The sequence below is a fragment of the Paenibacillus sp. XY044 genome (genome assembly GCF_002257645.1).
Classification (GTDB): Bacteria; Bacillota; Bacilli; order Paenibacillales; family Paenibacillaceae; genus Paenibacillus_AQ.
In genome coordinates this window covers 294,072-312,751 of record NZ_NQMO01000004.1, presented here as the reverse complement: position 1 = coordinate 312,751, position 18,680 = coordinate 294,072, and the positions used below count along the sequence as shown (strand labels likewise).

General features: G+C 52.2%; 13 protein-coding genes. 6 read left to right on the top strand and 7 right to left on the bottom strand.

Annotated features, from left to right (window positions below; translation table 11 throughout):
• The first annotated feature begins 9 nt into the window (after positions 1-9).
• Positions 10-999 (top strand): SDR family NAD(P)-dependent oxidoreductase, encoded by a 990-nt coding sequence (locus tag CJP46_RS18890; protein ID WP_094597177.1) that lies wholly within the window; start codon positions 10-12, stop codon positions 997-999.
• A 133-nt stretch (positions 1,000-1,132) separates the two neighbouring features.
• Here CJP46_RS18890 and CJP46_RS18885 read toward each other — a convergent pair whose 3' ends face one another.
• On the bottom strand, positions 1,133-4,735 hold the full coding sequence (locus CJP46_RS18885; protein WP_094597176.1) for a discoidin domain-containing protein: 3,603 nt from the start codon (positions 4,733-4,735) through the stop codon (positions 1,133-1,135).
• A gap of 411 nt (positions 4,736-5,146) precedes the next feature.
• On the opposite strand from CJP46_RS18885, the gene CJP46_RS18880 reads away from it, so the two are divergent.
• A complete protein-coding gene (locus CJP46_RS18880) occupies positions 5,147-5,701 on the top strand; it encodes a GNAT family N-acetyltransferase (RefSeq protein ID WP_094597175.1) in 555 nt (184 codons plus the stop codon).
• A gap of 90 nt (positions 5,702-5,791) precedes the next feature.
• Here the strand turns inward: CJP46_RS18880 and CJP46_RS18875 are convergent, their stop codons facing one another.
• From CJP46_RS18875 to CJP46_RS18860, 4 genes are all read right to left on the bottom strand, one after another.
• Positions 5,792-6,589: a histidinol-phosphatase gene (locus CJP46_RS18875; protein ID WP_094597174.1), complete on the bottom strand. Its 798-nt coding sequence runs from the start codon at positions 6,587-6,589 to the stop codon at positions 5,792-5,794.
• Positions 6,590-6,628: 39 nt separating this feature from the next.
• Positions 6,629-7,486, bottom strand: coding sequence for a carbohydrate ABC transporter permease (locus tag CJP46_RS18870; protein ID WP_094597173.1), 858 nt, complete (start codon positions 7,484-7,486; stop codon positions 6,629-6,631).
• 15 nt (positions 7,487-7,501) lie between these two features.
• The gene (locus CJP46_RS18865; RefSeq protein WP_094597172.1) at positions 7,502-8,401 is read right to left on the bottom strand and encodes a carbohydrate ABC transporter permease; all 900 of its coding nucleotides are present in this window, start codon (positions 8,399-8,401) and stop codon (positions 7,502-7,504) included.
• Positions 8,402-8,481: 80 nt separating this feature from the next.
• The gene (locus CJP46_RS18860) at positions 8,482-9,861 is read right to left on the bottom strand and encodes an ABC transporter substrate-binding protein (RefSeq protein ID WP_094597171.1); all 1,380 of its coding nucleotides are present in this window, start codon (positions 9,859-9,861) and stop codon (positions 8,482-8,484) included.
• 352 nt (positions 9,862-10,213) lie between these two features.
• On the opposite strand from CJP46_RS18860, the gene CJP46_RS18855 reads away from it, so the two are divergent.
• Positions 10,214-11,062, top strand: a complete 849-nt coding sequence (locus tag CJP46_RS18855; protein ID WP_179281223.1) for an AraC family transcriptional regulator — start codon at positions 10,214-10,216, stop codon at positions 11,060-11,062.
• A 72-nt stretch (positions 11,063-11,134) separates the two neighbouring features.
• On the opposite strand, the gene CJP46_RS18850 is transcribed toward CJP46_RS18855, so the two are convergent.
• Positions 11,135-12,289, bottom strand: a complete 1,155-nt coding sequence (locus tag CJP46_RS18850; protein ID WP_094597169.1) for an MFS transporter — start codon at positions 12,287-12,289, stop codon at positions 11,135-11,137.
• 120 nt (positions 12,290-12,409) lie between these two features.
• Here CJP46_RS18850 and CJP46_RS18845 point away from each other — a divergent pair, with 120 nt between their 5' ends.
• From CJP46_RS18845 to CJP46_RS18835, 3 genes are all read left to right on the top strand, one after another.
• Positions 12,410-13,309 carry a LysR family transcriptional regulator gene (locus tag CJP46_RS18845; RefSeq protein WP_094597168.1) on the top strand — a complete coding sequence of 300 codons (900 nt, stop codon included), beginning with the start codon at positions 12,410-12,412 and terminating at the stop codon, positions 13,307-13,309.
• Positions 13,310-13,409: 100 nt separating this feature from the next.
• On the top strand, positions 13,410-13,823 hold the full coding sequence (locus tag CJP46_RS18840) for an RrF2 family transcriptional regulator (protein ID WP_094597167.1): 414 nt from the start codon (positions 13,410-13,412) through the stop codon (positions 13,821-13,823).
• Positions 13,824-13,903: 80 nt separating this feature from the next.
• Positions 13,904-15,166, top strand: a complete 1,263-nt coding sequence (locus CJP46_RS18835; protein ID WP_143812998.1) for an MFS transporter — start codon at positions 13,904-13,906, stop codon at positions 15,164-15,166.
• A 167-nt stretch (positions 15,167-15,333) separates the two neighbouring features.
• On the opposite strand, the gene CJP46_RS18830 is transcribed toward CJP46_RS18835, so the two are convergent.
• Positions 15,334-18,471 (bottom strand): S-layer homology domain-containing protein, encoded by a 3,138-nt coding sequence (locus tag CJP46_RS18830; RefSeq protein WP_179281221.1) that lies wholly within the window; start codon positions 18,469-18,471, stop codon positions 15,334-15,336.
• Positions 18,472-18,680: the final 209 nt, after the last annotated feature.

The window sequence follows — 18,680 nt, the reverse complement described above, 5'->3', positions numbered from 1 at the left end:
AGATGAACTTTGAACATACAGAAAACTCCCCAAGCACCGATCGGGTCCGGATTCGGACCTCGGACAACAGCTGCGGAAGCACTTGGACAAGCCGATTTGACCGGACAAACGGCGGTCATTACCGGCGGTCATTCCGGACTGGGTCTGGAAACGGCAAGAGTGCTCGCGGAAGCGGGGGCCAAGGTCATTGTCCCGGCCCGATCCCTTCAAGCAGCCAAAGCGGCCATCGCTTCCATTCCAGGCGCAGAGGCGGAGGTGCTGGATTTAACCGACCCGCAGTCCATCGATTCGTTTGCAGAGCGGTTTATCCGTTCCGGTCGGCCGATTCATATGCTGGTCCACAGCGCCGGAATTATGGCCGTTTCCCAGCAGTATGACAGCCGGGGCAATGAGCTTCACTTTTCCACGAACTATTTGGGCCCTTTCCATTTGACCGCCCGGCTGTGGCCGGCACTTCGGCTGTCCGGCAGAGCACGCGTGGTGGTGGTGTCTTCCCGGGCTCACCAATTCAGTCCGGTGGTGTTTGAAGATATTCATTACAAGGAGCGCAACTATGACAAATGGTCTGCCTATGGGCAGTCCAAAACAGCGGATGCTTTATTCGCGGTGGAGTTGGACCGGAGAGCACAGGCTCATGGCGTCCGTGCATTTTCAGTACACCCGGGTTCCATCGTTACCTCGTTAGCCCGGCATTTGTCGGACGAAGAGCTGATGACCATGGGCGCGATCAACGAGCAGGGAAACCGCCAATACACTGAATACGATAATGAACGGAAGACTGTAAAGGAAGGGGCGGCTACCATCGTATGGTGTGCGGCAAGCCATCAGTTGGACGGTATGGGAGGCGTTTATTGCGAAAACGTGGATGTCTCTCCGCTCATCGAAGAAGATCAGGTTAGCGTTGCCGGCGTTCACCCGAGTGCCGTTGACGAGAAAGCTGCTGAACGTCTTTGGAGCGTTGGCGAACAATTGACAGGCATTCATTTTGATATTTCATAAGCTTATTGGAGAATAAGAAATAACGTTCAACTTATCCCCGAATAAAAAATCCTGAACCGGCAAGGTTCAGGATTTTTTATTTTTTGAGACGAAATTCATACTCCGTTATGCCGTTTTAACCGTTTCTTTCACATTATTTAGAAGGCACTACGTTATATCCGACAGGCTCGGCAGCGTTGCCCGCCAGATCCGAGGCTGTGGCCTCGATCCGGTTCATTCCCGGGTGCAGGTCGATATCGGCGCTGAACGTCAGGTCTGCCATTACATCGGCCTGGACTCCATTCACGAAAACAACGCCGGGCTCGCTGATTTTACCGGTCACGTGCAGCGTTCCCTTTTCGACATTGTAGTGATTGCCCGTCAATTTCCCCGGTTCGTCCAGCTCGATTGTCGGCAATGTCGTGTCCAGCACCGTAATGCGGACGGTTGCCGTATATGCGCCACCGGCGGTCGCAGCCGTGATTACCGCAGTCCCCGGACCTTTTGCCGTCACCTCACCACTGTCGCTCACTTCCGCTACGTTGTTATCGCTGGATGTCCACGTGATAGTCTTATCTTCTGCATCCTCTGGTGTAACCACAGCGGTTAACTGTGCGGTTTCGCCCTCCGATAACTCCACTTGGTCCGGCGTTACGCTTATTCCGGTTGCATGCGGCTTATCCGTCTTCGCCGATACCACATCCGATGGAATGGATTCACCCGCCGCATTTACGGCTTTAACGATGTAGAAATATTCCGTCGAAGCCGAGAGGCCGGTGTCGGTATGCGTCGTACTAGACAGTACCTCGTCATGAAGTTTGACATACTCGCCGTCCGCCGTATCCGATCGATAGACATTGTACCCATCCGCCTGCTCTACCGCGTTCCAGCTGAGTTCGATCGCTTTGTCGCCTGCCGCCTTAGCTGTCAGGTTGACCGGAGGTGCAGGCACCGGATCCTTCTGAACGGGTTCTCCATACACCTTGAATTCATAACTGGAGGCACTTCCTCCGCTGTAGTTGGATCCCGTCACCGTCACGCGGATATACCGGTACACCGCATCGAAGGTATCCGTCGTCAAGCCCTGCGTCTTATTGTCCGTTCTGTCTAGAATGGTCGTATACGTCACGTCGTCGTTGCTGCCTTCGATTTTGTATTGGTAGTATCTAGGATAGGTTGCGCTGTTGTACCAATAGTTCTCGAGTTTGGTAATATGCATGGTGCTGCCAAGGTCGACCTTCCACCACTGCGGGTACGAATTGGTGACGGCCGCCCAACGTGTGCCGGCATTCCCATCATTCGCATACTCGATATTGTTGCCCGTTTGGAAAGAGCTTGCGGTCGCCGTCTTGCCTTCCGATATGACCCCTGACGACGTCGTCGCTCCGACCGGCAGGCTCCATAAACTCGGACCCGAGCCGTTAAGGGCTCTCACTTGATACGTATGCGTCGAATTCGCATCGAGCCCGGTGTGCTTGTATGGGCTGCTCACTCCGCTTACCAGCGCGCCGTCCACGATCAGATCGTAGCTTGCAGCTCCGGCAGCGTTATTCCAGGTGACATCGATTTCGGATTGGCCTGCTGCCGTTGCAGTCAATCCAGTCGGCGCGGCCAGTCCTGCAGTGGCCGGCGTAATCGTCAGCACTTGAGGATTAACCGTGTCGAACTCGATCCCCTGGATGGACGCTTGGCCCGACTCGAATTCAACGGCGCGGTCGCTGGCCCGGTTGACCAGCCTGTACTTGGTTATCCCGGCTACACTCGTATTCGTTGCGGCCTCGATATCCGACGCCGAGGAATCAGGGGATAGATATGCCGGGTTCGCGTTGCCAACCGGAAGAAGATACCACTGATCGCTTCCGGCCGCGGCGCCGTTCCCGCCATTGCCGTTCGGATCGGCATTCGGATCTGCGGGCCCCGTGGAGACCGATGCGCCCATCGCGCGCGTCTCCGCAGGCGACGACCCGGACACCTTCAGGTAATTCCCGGTCTCTACATTTTGCAATCGGTAGAAACCGCTGTTCTTCGACGGATTGAATTCGTCGGGTACGGGAACGAACTGCCACTGGTCGGCCGTGCCGTCCTTCAGGTCGCTGCCGCCGACGGAGACCGTGTAGGCGAACAGCGGGGAGATGTCCGCTCCATCGTTGTCCTTCGGCGGATTGTAAGAAGAATAGTAGGTATGGCCAGCATCCGGTTCGGGCAGGGAATAATTGATTTGCTTGCCGGACAAATCGGAGATCGCCCGGAACGAATTGCCGCTGACTTGTTGGTTGGTCAGGCTACCGGTATCGATCTGGGACATGTAGCTCCCGACCGTGGCAGGCAGCTTGCCGACGAGGCGGAACGTGTCGGGCTTGCCGAGATCGTCGGTCTCATAGACGTAGCCGTCATAGCCGACGGAGCGGTACTTGCCGCTGTACACGTTATAAGAAAAAGCGTTCTCGTACTGCGTATTGACCGGAACAAAAAGCCTTTCCGTCGCAGTATCCTTGAAAATCGGGTTGCCTGCGCTGACTTTGACCGAAGTCACATACCCGGTGGAATTATTCTCCTGCTTGATCCATACCGCACCGCTCTCGATATAGACCGTTACCGTTGCATCCAGCGCGGGATCGGAGTAAGTCACCGAAGGGACGCTGCCGCCAGGCCCGGTGATCGTTCCGTTCACCGTATTCGCTGTGTACGTGCTGCCTACCGGATCCTTGAAGGTGAAGTCTCCGCCGCTTGGAATTTTCGTGTAGCCGATATTCAGGGAAGAGTCGTCCATCCCGATACCCGTCAGCTTCAGGTCATCCGTCTCGGGCGTATAGTTGACGGTGAGGTTATGATCGCTGCCAGCTCCCATCGGACTTCCGATCCAACCGGCATAACCTTTGAGGGCGGAGCGAGTCCAGGTCCCGTTATACCATACGTCCCAGGAGCCCTCGGCCATCTTCGCGCTGATTGGCGACCGGGCGAGGTGGAAGTAGGTGAGAACATTGCTGTAGCCCGTTTTCCAATTAATATGGTTGTTGTATAAAACGTAAAAATAACCGTTGACGTTATCTACGAAGAAGCGCGTCCCGGCCACCCCGTACGACCAAGTCGTCCCCGGAAAACCGCTCGCGGTCACCGCTTCGTCGCTGTCGTTCCACGGCGAGGTCGCCACCTGCCCGATCAGGTTCCAGGTCTTTCCTTTATCCGTCGAGTACATGGAGAGAACGCGGTTGTTGTGCACGCCCGTGGCGATCCGTTGGTTGTTTGTCGGGTTCCCGGTGGCAAATGGGTTAAATTGATACTCATCATTGGTGAGCGAGTACCAGTAACCGGTATCCGGATCGACCCAAATGCCGATTCCATCGTTGTGATCATCCTGATAAGGCGTCGGAATGCCGTTCGTTTCGTCGATTTTGTAATTGATGGTCCCCGGCCGGTTCCAGTAAGAATTATAAGTCACGGGGGTGCCCCAATTCGTGTTCAGCTTGCCCAGGTCCGAGCTGGTGTTGTACTTGATCCAGGATCCCCCGTTGTCCGCCTGCTCATAATTGGAGACGGAATACATCCAGTGAAACTCCCCGTCCTGATCCACAAACGCGGTGCCGGCGATATCGGCCGTACCGGAGGTGAGGCTGGGAACGGCGTGCTGAACGAAGGTCGGGAATTTCTCAGCGGCTGCGCTGGCCGGCTGCGTTCCGAACGGAACCGTACTGGCAGCCAGCACGATGGCGGGGATGATCCTCATTACCGCAAGCTTTGCTTTCCATCTTTTTCGCATCAGATCGAATAACCTCCTGTCCTAGGTATGGTAAACACAGCCCCCCATCCCGGGAGACTTCTCCCACCTCCTTTTAGCACACGACGGTCTCGTTTCTACCCAGGCTACGAGAGCAGTTACAGGGCACTCAGATCCTTTCGCCGTTTAATAAAGCGCTTTCAAAACATAGTCTAGAGCGGTGCCATCGTCAGCGTACACTTCCGTTTTTTCACATGGGCAGTACTTTTGTAAGAAACGTCGGCCGCCATTAAATATCGTCGATGGAATCTTAAGTATTGTCGGCGGATTCAGCACTTGGATATGGATTCCTTCACAATGCCGCATACAAAATTTGTCCCTCACTCCCCTTTCTGCAATAATGAAATCATCAAGACTGCGACGATCAAAAGCGGTGTATGGAGGTAGATCTTATTGATCACTGGTGAAAAGGTCGAACTGCGGCCCGTCTCCCTGGATGATTACAGACGGGCATATACCTGGAGGAATGATGAGGAAACAGCCAAGCTGGAAGCGGGGACGGCCATGTTCCTGTTCAGTCATGTCCCTTTGGAGTATCTCGAGGACGCTTACCGAAAAGAAATCATCGAACTGGATAAGCGGGAAAAAGGGCGCTTCTCCATTTATACGCACGGTGATCAACCCGAGCATATCGGCTTCATTGAGTATCGTGACGTGAACATCGTCTCCCGTCGATGCACTGTCGGGATCGGCATCGGAAACAAGAACTACTGGGGACAAGGCTGGGGATCCGATGCGCTGAAAGCACTGATCCGGTATGTATTCCAGACGATGAACCTAAGACGTGTTCAGCTCGAAACATGGGGCGGCAACCCAAGGGCCATCCGTTCCTATGAAAAATGCGGATTTGTCATTGAAGGAAGGCTGCGCGAGCATTCTTATATTGATGGACAGTACGTCGACAGCATCGTGATGGGGCTGCTGAAGAAAGATTTCATGAATTTATAGGGGACACAACCGCCCGCCATGCAAAATGCCGCCGTTCCCGATGGTTGGGAACAGCGGCTTTCATATTTACATACCTATTCACCGGCATGCTCACCGGCCGATCGGAACCATCAACCGCTCACGGTTGCGAAATACGGCCCATTCGCGGTAACCGATCTCATACAAATGGCTGGCGATCGCTGCGAAATGCTCGCCTACGCGCTCGGGTTCGTGCGCATCAGAGCCGAAGGTCACCTTTACCCCGTAATGGAGCGCGCGTTCCAGTAAATACCCGTCCGGCACCCAGTTGTTGTCAGAGGAATTGATTTCAATCACAACATCGCTCTCCGCAATCGCCTTCAGCATGACATCGGCCGCTTCCGTGCGCAGCTCCGCGTAGCCGTTGAAATAGCGGTTCAGGGAGTCCACATGACCCAAAATGTCATATAAGCCGCATTTCGCGGACTGTGCGATATAATCATAAAACATATTTTTCACTTCCCATTTCCGGGCCGCGGTCAAGCCTTCCCAATAATCCGAGTCATAAATGCCGATACCGGCGAACTCATGCACGGAGCCAATGACGTAATCAAACGGATAAGATCCGATCACTGAACGGTACAAGTCCAGATGATCCGGCAAAAAATCAGCTTCGATGCCGAGCAGCACCTCGATTTTCCCCCGATATTGTTTCTTTAGTTCCAAAACCTCTTGCACATATGCGGGAAACTCTGATTTCGCCATGCACCCGGTTATGGATGGACGGTTTTCGGCCGATGCGAAAAACGGCGTATGGTCCGAGATGCCGATCATATCGAGCCCCTGCCCGATGGCCGATTCAATATAGTCTCTCACCGAACCGGCTGCGTGTCCACAGCGTTCATGGTGGGTATGAAAATCAAACTTCATGGGATCCCTCCGAAAATGGTTTAATCATGATGAATAAATTTAGCCTTTTGAGCCCGTGATCACAATGCCTTGAATAAAATACTTTTGTGCGAAGAAGAAGATGAGCAGCAGCGGCAAAATCGCGACAAGCGAAGCCGCCATCAGCAGGTTCCATGGCGTTGCCCCGTACGCTGCCGTAAAATTAGCCAAGCCAAGCGAAACCGGGTACTTGGTCATATCGTTCAAGTAGATGAGCGGCCCGAATAAATCATTCCATCTTGAGATCAACTCCAGAATGGCCGCGGTCGCAAAGGCCGGCTTGGAGAGCGGAATCAGAATCCGGAAGAACATCGTGAAATGGCCGCCTCCGTCAATTTTGACCGCTTCATCAAGCTCTTTCGTAATGCCCAGATAAAACTGGCGCATCAGGAAGATCGTAAAGGAGCTTGCCGTAAAAGCCGGGATCACGAGCGGCAAATACGTCCCGGTCCAGTGCAGCTTCGTAAACAGCAAATATTGCGGGATCAATGTCACTTGAGACGGGATCATCATGGTGCTAAGGACCAGGCCGAATAACAGAAGGCTGCCGCGCGCCCGCAACCGCGCAAAAGCAAATGCGGCCATCGCGGAGGAAAACACGACCGCGGCTACCGTCACGGCTGAATACCATACCGAGTTCCAAAGAAAGCGGCCCAGCGGGACATCGATGAAAATTTGCCTGAAGTTGCTCCACTGCAAACGGGCCGGAAACCACGTCATCGGGACGCGGTGGATTTCGGCGATCGTCTTCAGCGAAGTGGAGAGCATCCAAAACAACGGAAACGCGAACAATAGAACACCACCGTATATAAGGACGTAAATGATGATTTTGTTCACGGGACGCATATCGCTGGGGTTGTACGGTTTTTTGGACTTCATGAGGAAGGCATCTCCTTACTTCGAGTCATATTCATAGTGGACGAATTTTTTGGAACCCCGCAACGAAACAAGGGTGAGCGCCAAAATGAGCAAAAACAGGATCCAGGCTTGAGCGGACGCGTACCCCATCCGGAACTGTTTGAACGCCGTATCGAATAAATAATAGACGTAGAAATAAGAATTCCAGTCCGGCCCCCCTTTGGTGATCACGTAAGCTTCCGTAAAAATCTGCAGCGATCCGATCATTCCGATGATCGTGTTAAATAAAATAACGGGCGAAATGAGCGGGACCGTGATTTTCCGGAATTTCGTGAGGCCGCTCGCCCCTTCCAATGAAGCGGCCTCATACAAATCGTCCGGCAGCGACTGCAGCGCAGCCAGAAAGATGACCATCGTGCTGCCCGAAGCCGTCAATTGCATAAGCACCATGGACGGGATCACCGTGCCTGAGCTCGTAAACCATCCGGGTCCTTGAATGCCGAACCAATCGTAAAGGACGGAATTCACGACACCGAACTGCGGGTTCAGCAGCCAGGACCATAAAAAGGAAACGGCTACCCCGGATACGATGCTGGGTGCGTAATACAGCGTACGAAGCAGGGATTGCCCCTTGACTCGGTGATTCAGCAGGACCGCAATAATGAGAGAAGTCAGAATCGTGAACGGTACGGCCATCACGGTGTAATACAGCGTCACGGACAGCGACTTGTAGAACAGCCGGTCTCTGAACAGCAGGAGGTAATTGCTAATGCCTGTAAATTTCGGAGAAGAAATGACATTGTATTCGGTGAAGCTGAGCAGCAGCGAGATGAGAATCGGTCCCCCGGTAAAGCAAATAAAACCGATAAACCAAGGGGCTATAAAAAACCAAAACGACCGTTCCTCGCGTTTCATTGCCTGCGTACGCTTGATCATGGGCTACCTCCACTTAAGCCGGGCGGAAGCGGCTCATACTGCACGTTCGCCCGGCTGCAATTTGCTTCAAGCGCTGGTTGTTATTGATTCAAGTTGAGCGACAGAAGTTTCTCATTCAAACTTTTCAATCCGTCCGTCACGCTCTCCTTGCCTCCCCATACCTGATAGAGCGACTGGTTCATCGTTTCAAGCACGGTATTGAATTTGACGATCAAGTGGTTTTCCGCTTCGCGTCCGTATTTGATCGAGCCTTCGTGGACCTGTTTGAACGCCCGGGCATCCATGCCGATTTCTCCGCCCATTTTGTCATACCAAAGTTTGAACAGACCCGAATCCGCCGGCGTTCTTCCCACTTCGTTCATGTACCGGTAAGCTCCGCCGCCTTCCGCGGGGTTCGCTAAATGCCGGACGAATTCCCATGCTTCGTCAGGGTGTTTGCTTGTCGCCGAGATGCTCCATGGATCGACGTACAGTGGTACCTTACGCCCCTCGTGATACGGAACGGCGGCAACTCCCCATTTGAAATCCGCCTTCTTGTAGGAGCCTAGCCCCCACCCGCCGGAAATGTACATGCCGACCTTGCCGGTAAGGAACGGATCCCCGAGCTGTGCAGAGGCGGCTACCGTCTCTGCGTCCGGTGCAACTTTGTATTTATGGATCAAATCCACGTTAAACTGCAGCGCTTCGATGTTCAGCGGCTTCATCAGATCCGGCTCTCCCATAGCGCCGGTCGTATAAGCCTCCGGTTTGAACATGTCCCCACCGAATAACCAGGTCATTTCGTTGGCGCTCAAAGCGCTGGAAAAGCCGAAAACCTGCTTACGCGCGTCGCCTACGTCATGGGACAATTTCTTCGCCGTTTCGAGCATCGCGTCGAAGTTCCAGGACTTATCGTCCCAGTCCGTCGTCGGATAAGGAATGCCGGCCGCATCGAATAGGTCCTTATTGTAGTAAAGGTAAGTGGCGTTGCTTACAAGCGGGACCCCGTAATACTTACCGTCGATTTTGTAAATGTTGAGCAGGTTCGGGTCCATCGTATCCAGTTCGGGAGCCCCTTTTTCGATATAAGGAGTCAGATCCTTTAAAGCCCCCATCTTCATATAAGTCGCAAATCCGCTGTCCGCCTGGTTCGGATTCCAAACATCCGGCGCATTGCCGCTGGCGATCAAGGTAGCCAGTTTTTGATCGAATTGGTCGTACGGGATATTTTCAAGCCGCACTTTCACATTGGGGTGGCTTTCCTCGAAGGTCGAAACCATCGCATCCTGCCATGCCTTTTTATCCGGGTCTGTCGCCATCATCCAGACAAGCTCTACCTTATCCTTGCCATTACTCTTCGCGTCTGCTTTGGCTGTGTTGTTTGAGCCGGCTGCGCTTCCGCATGCGGACAACACCGCTGAGAGGGAAAATAATAGAATGATGCTCATCAGAAAGCGATTTTTCGTGATTGGACTTTTCATGGACAACCCTGCCTCCGTTTTTTGTACCAAATTTACATAAAAATAAATAAAAACAGGTCGGACCTTCGACAACCAAGCCGATTTAACACGATGTTAACAAAACGGACTTGAAGATGAGTGAAAAGAATTTTCATTTTACATAGTGTTAACAAATCTGACTCGAAAAACGTCGAAAAATACGCTTATTTGTATCTTCCGTTATGCGTTACCTCCTACTGTTTGCGCCTTGTTGACTACAAATATAGCATAGGATATTACGAATTTTCTGCACTTATCTTATCTATTTTCTATTTTTTCTACATATGTTATTATGATTATGGAACCCATAATGTTACGTGGTGGTGGGAGAATTGTGGAATTAAATTTCTATGAGGCTTCTAAATTCGACATTAGTCGCGAGAGAAAATATAACACAAGCATGCCGACGCGCCATTATCATAATGGCTATGAGATTTTCTATCTCGTCTCCGGCGATATCAGTTATTTCATCGAGGATCACAGCTATCAAGTGGTCGGGGGCGCTCTATTGATCATCAACATGAACGAGATCCACAAGCTGGTCAACTCCAGCAAGGAGAGCTTCGAGCGGATTACGCTGCTGTTTCAGGAGGAATTTCTCGAGGATATGTTTCCTTACAACGACAGCTTTCAGGTGCTGTCCAGCTTTGCCAGCGGCAAACATTTCATGCCCTTGAACGGACAGGAACAAAGCTTTATCGAGAAGCTTTTCGACAAAATGGTTTCCGAGTATAACAAGCAGCCTCCCGGCTACGAGTATTATTTGAAGACGCTGCTGTTCGAGCTGCTTATTTTCATTTACCGCAAGTCGTCCACTCTGCCGGCGGCCGAGCATACCGGGAGCAATCCGATTCATAAAAAGATCTTCGATATCGTCGATTACTTGAACCAACATTACCATGAAACCCAGACGATCCAAGGCATATCCAGCAAATTCTTCATCAGTCCCTCTTATTTTTGCAAAACATTTCGGGAAAACACCGGCTTCACCTTCACCGAGTATTTGAACAATGTCCGGATCAAGGAAGCACGCCGCCTCCTAACGGGAAGCACGTTAAAAGTCGCCGATATCGCCGAAAAAGTCGGCTTTGAGAGCATGACCCATTTCGGGCGCATCTTCAAAGATATCACCAGCCTCTCCCCGCTTAAATACCGCCAGACTTATAAAGCGGAGCTGGATTGAACATAAGAAAAAGAGGGCTGAGAAGCCCTCTTTTCTGTGCTGCAATATATATTCGTTACATGTTATAACTCATCACGAGCTTGCCTCCTCCTCAACCTTTCTGCCCGCGATAAGCAGCTGCACCCCGATCATCGCCACAATAATAACGATCATGGCGAGAAGCGCTGCATGAAAGCTGCCGCTATAATCATGGATCGTTCCCACCAACAGCGGGCCGAACGCACCTATGATGTAACCTCCACACTGAGACATCGCGGCCCATGCCCCGGCTTCCTCGGAGGTGTTCGTCTCGACAATCGGCAGCATCAGCGCCAGCGGGAATAATCCGCCTGCCCCGATTCCCAAACAGATGATAGCCGGCAGCATGGGGAGATGGAACAATAACATCACAATGCCGATCAACTCAAACACACTGCACAGAACCAGAAACAATCTTCTTTTGCCAAAGCGGGAAACCAGACCCGGAACGATTAATGAGACAGGAACTTGGATCATCGTAAAGATGGTAAGGAACATCGCCGAGCTCGACGAACTGTATCCGAAGCTGTGGGCAATCGGTGAAATCCATGCGGTGATGGAATAGAACATGCTTGCCATACAACCGAAAAATAACGTTAATAATATCGCTCTTTTATTACGGATGGGGAGTCCGGAACGAACTAAGACTTTCCGATCGGTCCTGCTGCGGACAAACACCGACCAAATCAGGAGTGCAATAACGCCCATTATGGCCCAGCATGACAAGGTCAATGTTAAGTTGTGATCGCTCCGGTCGTATATCGGAATGGAGAAGGCGGACGCTAATGCTGCCCCTACGGTCATCGATGCGGAATATACACTGACGATGCCGGGCTTCGTCGGGAAATACTTTTTAATAAAGCCGGACAGCAGAGGACCTGCCAAACTGATTCCGATCCCGCCTACCAGCGCAGTAACCACCAGGATCGTGACGGAGCCAACGATTCCTCGCATAGCGGTGCCCCCTGTAATGAGCAGCAATGCAATAAAAATGGTACGCTCCAGACCCAATCGATCACTTAACGCTGTCGCTGCGGGCGCAAAGATCCCCATACATAATACAGGTAATGTCGTGAGGAGACTTGCTGTCAGTCCGCTCATTCCCAAATCGCTCTGCATCGTGCCTAGCAAAGGGGCGACAGACGTAAGAATCGGCCTTAGGTTCAAGGCTGCGATGAATATAGCTAACAATAAATAGAACTTTCTCATGATTTCCTCCACCAATCTGCTTCATGTACATTCAAGTATATGGATTCGACATTCATTGATCAATCCTATAATTTATATTATTATGATAGTAAAACACTATTGATAATCAGGAGACATGGCATGGACACTCGAAATATACAGTACTTCATGGCCGTATATGAGCATCTTCATTTTACGAAAGCCGCCGAAGAACTCGGCATTTCCCAGCCCACATTAAGCCAGCAAATTCGCATTCTTGAAGCGGAGTTCGGCATGCCGCTCTTCGACCGCATCGGCAAGAAGGTTGTCGCAACGGAAGCCGGCAAGCTCCTGCGGGAGTATGGAACGAGGATGCTGCAAGCGGAACGGGATGCCAAAAATGCCATCAAAGAGCTTCAGTCCGGCAAACTGGGCACCGTCCGGCTGGCCGTGCTGCCCTCTGACCTGGATTTTCAGCTCGTTCCGCTGTTCGTCCAATTCAAATCCAAATATCCCGACATCCAGCTGCAGGCTTTCTCGACGATCTTCGTCCAGGACGAAGTGCTGAACCATAAGGTCGATCTCGGCATTGGATTACAGGGGCCTGTTGATAAAAGGTTGATCCAAATTCAGCTTGGAAGCGAGCCCTATCAACTGTTCGTAAATTCGGCAAGCGAGCTCGCTGACAGGAAGGAGATTACGCTGGAGGAACTGAAACAGCATTCATTAGTGATGTATCCGAAGGGTTATTTGGGCCGCGATCTGGTTGATGATGTTTGCAAAAAGGAAGGATTCGAATTAACGACGGTGATGGAGTCCAGTTCAGCTTCTTCGCTGCTGCAATTGGTATCCGCCGGAGTAGGCGCTACGATTCAACCTGCGGGATTGCTTAGACAAAATCCGGTACAACCGGACATTGCATCGATCCCTATCACAGGACCGACGCCCGTGCGTCACCTGGAGCTGATGTACTATGCGGACCGTTTTATTAGCGGCTCCCAACATCAATTGACGAATTGGCTGATCGATTACTTTAACGCGATAAATCCCGGATCGGCATGACGCAAACGATTAGACGTACATCATACCGTTCCTTAGCTTCAAGATGGCACTTGCGTTGACAAAAAAAGTGTAATAATTTATATTACAAATGGTGATGCAAATGAACAGCGATTTTATCGTGGCCGCGCACAGCCTTGTATTTCTGGCTTATGCGCCGGACAATTTGAAAACCAGTGATAATATAGCCAAAAGCGTAGCCGTCCATCCGGTTCGCGTTCGTAAAGTGCTGTCTCTGCTTAGAAAGCATGGCTTCATTCAATCCAAACATGGAGCTAAGGGGGGCTTCCTTCTCGTTCAGGATCCGCGGACGATTACCCTGGATAAGCTGTATGTCTTGACCTCAGAAGGATCCCTGAAGCCCAAATGGCCCGACGCCAATCAAAAATGTGCCATCGGCGCGAATATCGAGCGAGCCATGGACGGGATTTTTGAAACGACCGAACAACGGGTTATGTCTAATCTGAAGGATTATACGATTGCCGATGTGTTGCACCGAATCGAGGGGCAGGATTAGGAACAGCCTGCTTCTTTATTTTTCGGATTATTGTAATAAAAAATATTACATTTGTATAGAGGGACAAAAATGCAAAATCTTTGAGTTTTTTCACGCATAAATGTAATAAAAAATATTTCATTTCAAGTGAAGATACCACTATGATTAACATAAGGAGATTTTCTATGTCTAAATCACGTACAGCTGATCGCATGTCGTTTTGGTTTGTGGCCTACGCCCTTTTGATTATTATGATGGGTACAAATATTCCGGCTCCCCTTTATAGCCTTTATGGGCAAATGTGGCACTTTTCAACGGGAGTGACGTCCTTTCTTTTTATTATGTATGTCCTTTTTTTGATACCCGCAAGCTTTGTATTTGGTCAGCTCTCGGATCGCATTGGACGTAAAAAGGTGCTGCTGGCCGGCGTGATCGCAGCCGCAGCGGGGACGCTCATGTTCTCGGTATCCCAAAACCTCGCCATGCTGCTTGCGTCTCGGGCGATTCAGGGCGTTGGCGTCGGCATCATCAATGGGACGGCTGTTGCGACGCTGTCAGAGCTGCGTCCGGCAAACAGCAAAACAGCCTCGTTGGTGGCATCGGTGTCCATCGCGATCGGGACGGCCATCGGTCCGCTATATTCCGGTCTATTGGGTGAATATTCATCCTCCCCCATTCGGCTTCCCTATTATTTGCATTTAGTGCTTTTATGCTTTGCCTTCCTTGGGTTATTAGCCGTACCGGAAACCCGCAAAATTGCGGACGCACCCCAGCGGCTGAAGCTGCCCAGCGTGCCTGCAATGATCCGTAAGCCGTTTACGATCTCGGTGTTGGCGTCGATCATCGCATGGGCGGTAGCCGTGTTTTTTATGACGCTGGTGCCGACGGTCATCGCCACCCAAATGAATCTCCATAATTTGGCCTTATCGGGCGCCGTTGTTTGCTTAATGCTCGGATTTTCAACATTATCCCAGATTCTGTTCAAGTCCTTGTCGGCGCGGTCCGCAATCTATACCGGTTTTGCTCTGCTTACGCTAGGAATCTTGGGGGTTGTCATTGCAATCCCTACGCAGTCGGTTTTCCTCCTTCTCTTAAGCACCGTGTTGGCAGGAAGCGGGCATGGGCCGGCGGCATCAGGAAGCATGGCTTGGATCAATGAAATGTCCCCTTCCGGAAGCCGGGCGGATATGATGTCGATCTTCTATGCGGTCACCTACCTGGGTGCCGGTATCCCCGTGCTTGCACTAGGCATCGGCGCCGAGTGGATTGGCTTTTATCAAGCGATTTCCATCTATTCCGGACTTATTGTCGTTTTCGCCGCGGTAGTTGCGCTTATTGTCAGGACTTATCATGCCAAGGCGTGATCTGGAGCGCTCCCCCACGCTTAAAACCACGCTGCCTTTCTTATAGCATCTTCAACAGCAAGTCGTCAGCCCCCCGTTCGGGACTTTCACCTAGAGATAACACCCAGCACGGGCGTACTGAAAAAAAAGCCCGAATCACCTGCCGGTGGATTCGGGCTTTGCACGCTTTATTCCTCAAAAAACTGATTTTCATCCGCGCCGGAAACGGATAGCAGAATGTCCGTCGAGTTGGCAACCAGCTTGAACTGATTGGCGTTTACCGTTTCCGCCGTGGCGGAAACAGATGCACCTTGCAGCTGGCGATTAATGACCCCAACCAAGGCCTCTATGGTGGCATACTGCCAATCTAACGTTACGATGGCCGTATGCTCCCCATCGCTCACGTTAAACGTACGATTCTTGCTATGGTCGATATCGGTTCCGTTATATTGGCTTTGCGGAAAGAAATATTGCCAGTCAGGCCCGCCTAACGTAACGGAGGACTCCGAGCCGGTGCTGAATGCAAAGATCGAGAACGTATCCCCGAACCCGACGGCACCCAAAGTTCGGTTCCCCAGGTCGATTCCATGCGCATTGCAGTAATCCTGAATAAAACTGTCGACGGCCGAGCCCACGACTTGCCCTGCGGTAAACTCGCCTAGGGGAATATTCCATGTCAAATCGACAGGGATCGTTATCTTCCCGTCGCTGATCGTGAAATGTTTAGGCTCGCTTTGGAAGTTGGTCGTATCGACCTTGAAGCTCTCCCCTCGGGCTTGCGTTGCATAGATGGTGGAAAAGTCAAAATCGGCGATGGCTTTGCTCGTGATCGTCTCCGGTTCGCCATTGATAGCTTTCACACGAATGCTTATCTCTTTCGTATCGGAGGCAGCTCCTGCGGCGATGTTCGTGATGAGGACGACGTCCGTATTTTCGTTCAATCCTTCGCGCTGCACGCTGCCGGTCGTTATATCCACGATCGATGATTGCACCGGGTCTTTCAGGCTCCAAGCAATTGTCGCGCCGTCTTGGGCGCTTGGTAGCGCGATCTTCTCTGCAACGCCGTTGTAAACGACCTGCAAATTCCCTTTGGCCGCGGCCACGATTTTCAAATCCCTGATCATGTCCTCGGCATCCGTCAACTTGGCGATATCGCCTACCCGCGTCTTTTGGCTATCCGTTAAAGCAGCGTAATGGGCCCGGATTGCCATTACCGCCGGTTCATCGGTCAGCTTGATATCCGCTTTCGCTGGCAATGCTGCGATTTCCCCTCGGATCGGCGCTGCGGCCTGCTCATCCAGCGCTGCTTGGGCTTCAAGCTCGGCAATCGCTTGTTCGGCCTCCGTCAATTTGGCGATGTCGCCTACCAAGGCTTTTTGCGTATCCGTTAGCGCATGATAATGGGCGCGGGCTTGCGTTACCGTCGGTTTGTCGCTCAGTTTGACGTCCGCTTTCGCTGGCAATGCTGCAAGTTCCTCTCGGACCGGAGCTGCCGCCGCTTCATCCAACGCCGCTTGGGCTTCCAGTTCAGCAATCGCTTGCTCAGCATCCGTTAACTTGGCAATGTTGCCTACCAAGGCCCTTTGCGCATCCGTTAGCGCATCGTAGTGTGCGCGGGCTTGCGTTACCGTCGGTTTGTCGGTCAGCTTGATATCCGCCTTCGCCGGCAATGCTGCGATTTCTTCTAGTACCGGCGCTGCAGCCTGCTCATCCAGCGCTGCTTGGGCTTCCAGTTCGGCAATCGTTTGTTCGGCGTCCGTCAGCCTGGCGATATCACCTACCCGCGTCTTTTGGCTATCCGTTAAATCATCGTAATGAGCGCGGGCTGACGTTACAGCCGGTTCATCGGTCAGCTTGATATCCGCTTTTGCCGTCAATGCTGCGATTTCTTCTCGGACCGGAGCTGCCGCCGCTTCATCCAACGCTGCTTGGGCTTCCAGTTCGCCGATCGCTTGTTCGGCCTCCGTCAATTTGGCGATGTCGCCTACCAAGGCTTTCTGCGCATCCGTTAGCGCATCGTAGTGTGCGCGTGCTTCCGTCACCGTCGGTTTGTCGCTCAGTTTGACGTCCGCTTTCGCTGGCAATGCTGCAAGTTCCTCTCGGACCGGAGCTGCCGCCGCTTCATCCAACGCAGCTTGGGCTTCCAGATCAGCAATCGCTTGTTCGGCCTCCGTTAACTTGGCAATGTCGCCTACCAAGGCCTTTTGCGCATCCGTTAGCGTAGCGTAATGGGTGCGGGCCTCGCTTACCGCCCCTTTATCAGACAATGTGACATCGGCTTTCGCCGGCAAGGAAGCGATTTCGGCTCGGACCGGCGCTGCGGCCTGCTCATCCAGCGCTGCTTGGGCTTCCAGTACGGCAATCGTTTGTTCGGCGTCCGTCAACTTGGCGATATTGCCTACCCTCGTCTTTTGGCTATCCGTTAATGCATCGTAATGGGCGCGGGCTTGGACGATGGCCGGTTTGTCGGATAACTTGATATTTGCTTTTGCAGGCAATGCTGCGATTTCTGCTATCACCGGTTCTGCAGCGGCTTGATCCGGATTCTGATGAGGAGTTCCTTCCCCTCCGCCTGAGGATGCGTCCCCGCCGGAAGATGGCGTCGACGGAGTCGGTGTCGGTGTTGGAGTCGGTGTTGGAGTCGGTGTGGGTAGAGGCGTTGTGGGCGATACCACGGGCGGCTGGATGCTGCCTTCGTCCGCCTTTGCCTTGTCGTTCAGAAACTGGACCGTCACCAGGGCTGCGTCCTGGCGGCTCGCCTGATTTCCAGGATTGAAGGTACCGTCGGGGTATCCATGTATGAGTCCCAATTCAACGGCAACGGCGACGGCGTCTTTGGCCCATGCGGAGATGGATGCAGCGTCGGAGAACGTTAAATTACCGCCTTTCCCTGCAGGATTGACGCCTAAGGCGTTCACGAAAATCACCGCCATTTGCTCACGGGTAAGGTTTTGGCCCGCTCCGAAAATCCCGTTCCCCATGCCTTTGAACAATCCCGCCTTGAACGCCGCTTCCACGGCAGCATAGGCATAGTTTTCTTTCGGTACGTCTTTGAAGGTCGGCGTTCCCGGCGGATGGCTAAGGTCCAATTGCAGCGCGTTGGCCAAGATGACCGCAAAGTCCTGCCGCTGGATGCCGCTAGCCGGATTGAATTTTCCATCGCCTGTTCCATGGATGATTCCTTTGCTGACAAGCTCATTTATCGCGTCTTTGGCATAACTGTTTGAAATGTCGGACAGGGGTGCATCTGCGGATACATGCGGCACCAGGGCGCCTAGCAGGGCAGCCGCCGATAGAATCGATATCGATTTCCCTTTTAAACTCATCTTGATATTTCCTCCCAAAAAAATAAAATCGATAGAATCAACGCGTTGATCTGCCGGCGACATAAGCCCTCGAGTACAACAATGCGATCGATCCATGCGGATGCTACCTTTCATTCTAGCGCCGATAGATTAACGTCATGTTAATTCCCCCATGGTTTTCTCCTATAAGGCATGGGTTCCGGCGCGTATTCATGATGCCCCTCCCTTGC

Bases quoted from the DNA above. Each gene is read 5' to 3' on its own strand.
- CJP46_RS18885 (WP_094597176.1), bottom strand. From the start codon at position 4,735: ATGCGAAAAAGATGGAAAGCAAAGCTTGCGGTAATGAGGATCATCCCC.
- CJP46_RS18875 (WP_094597174.1), bottom strand. From the start codon at position 6,589: ATGAAGTTTGATTTTCATACCCACCATGAACGCTGTGGACACGCAGCC.
- CJP46_RS18870 (WP_094597173.1), bottom strand. From the start codon at position 7,486: ATGAAGTCCAAAAAACCGTACAACCCCAGCGATATGCGTCCCGTGAAC.
- CJP46_RS18865 (WP_094597172.1), bottom strand. From the start codon at position 8,401: ATGATCAAGCGTACGCAGGCAATGAAACGCGAGGAACGGTCGTTTTGG.
- CJP46_RS18860 (WP_094597171.1), bottom strand. From the start codon at position 9,861: ATGAAAAGTCCAATCACGAAAAATCGCTTTCTGATGAGCATCATTCTA.
- CJP46_RS18850 (WP_094597169.1), bottom strand. From the start codon at position 12,289: ATGAGAAAGTTCTATTTATTGTTAGCTATATTCATCGCAGCCTTGAAC.
- CJP46_RS18845 (WP_094597168.1), top strand. From the start codon at position 12,410: ATGGACACTCGAAATATACAGTACTTCATGGCCGTATATGAGCATCTT.
- CJP46_RS18840 (WP_094597167.1), top strand. From the start codon at position 13,410: ATGAACAGCGATTTTATCGTGGCCGCGCACAGCCTTGTATTTCTGGCT.
- CJP46_RS18830 (WP_179281221.1), bottom strand. From the start codon at position 18,471: ATGAGTTTAAAAGGGAAATCGATATCGATTCTATCGGCGGCTGCCCTG.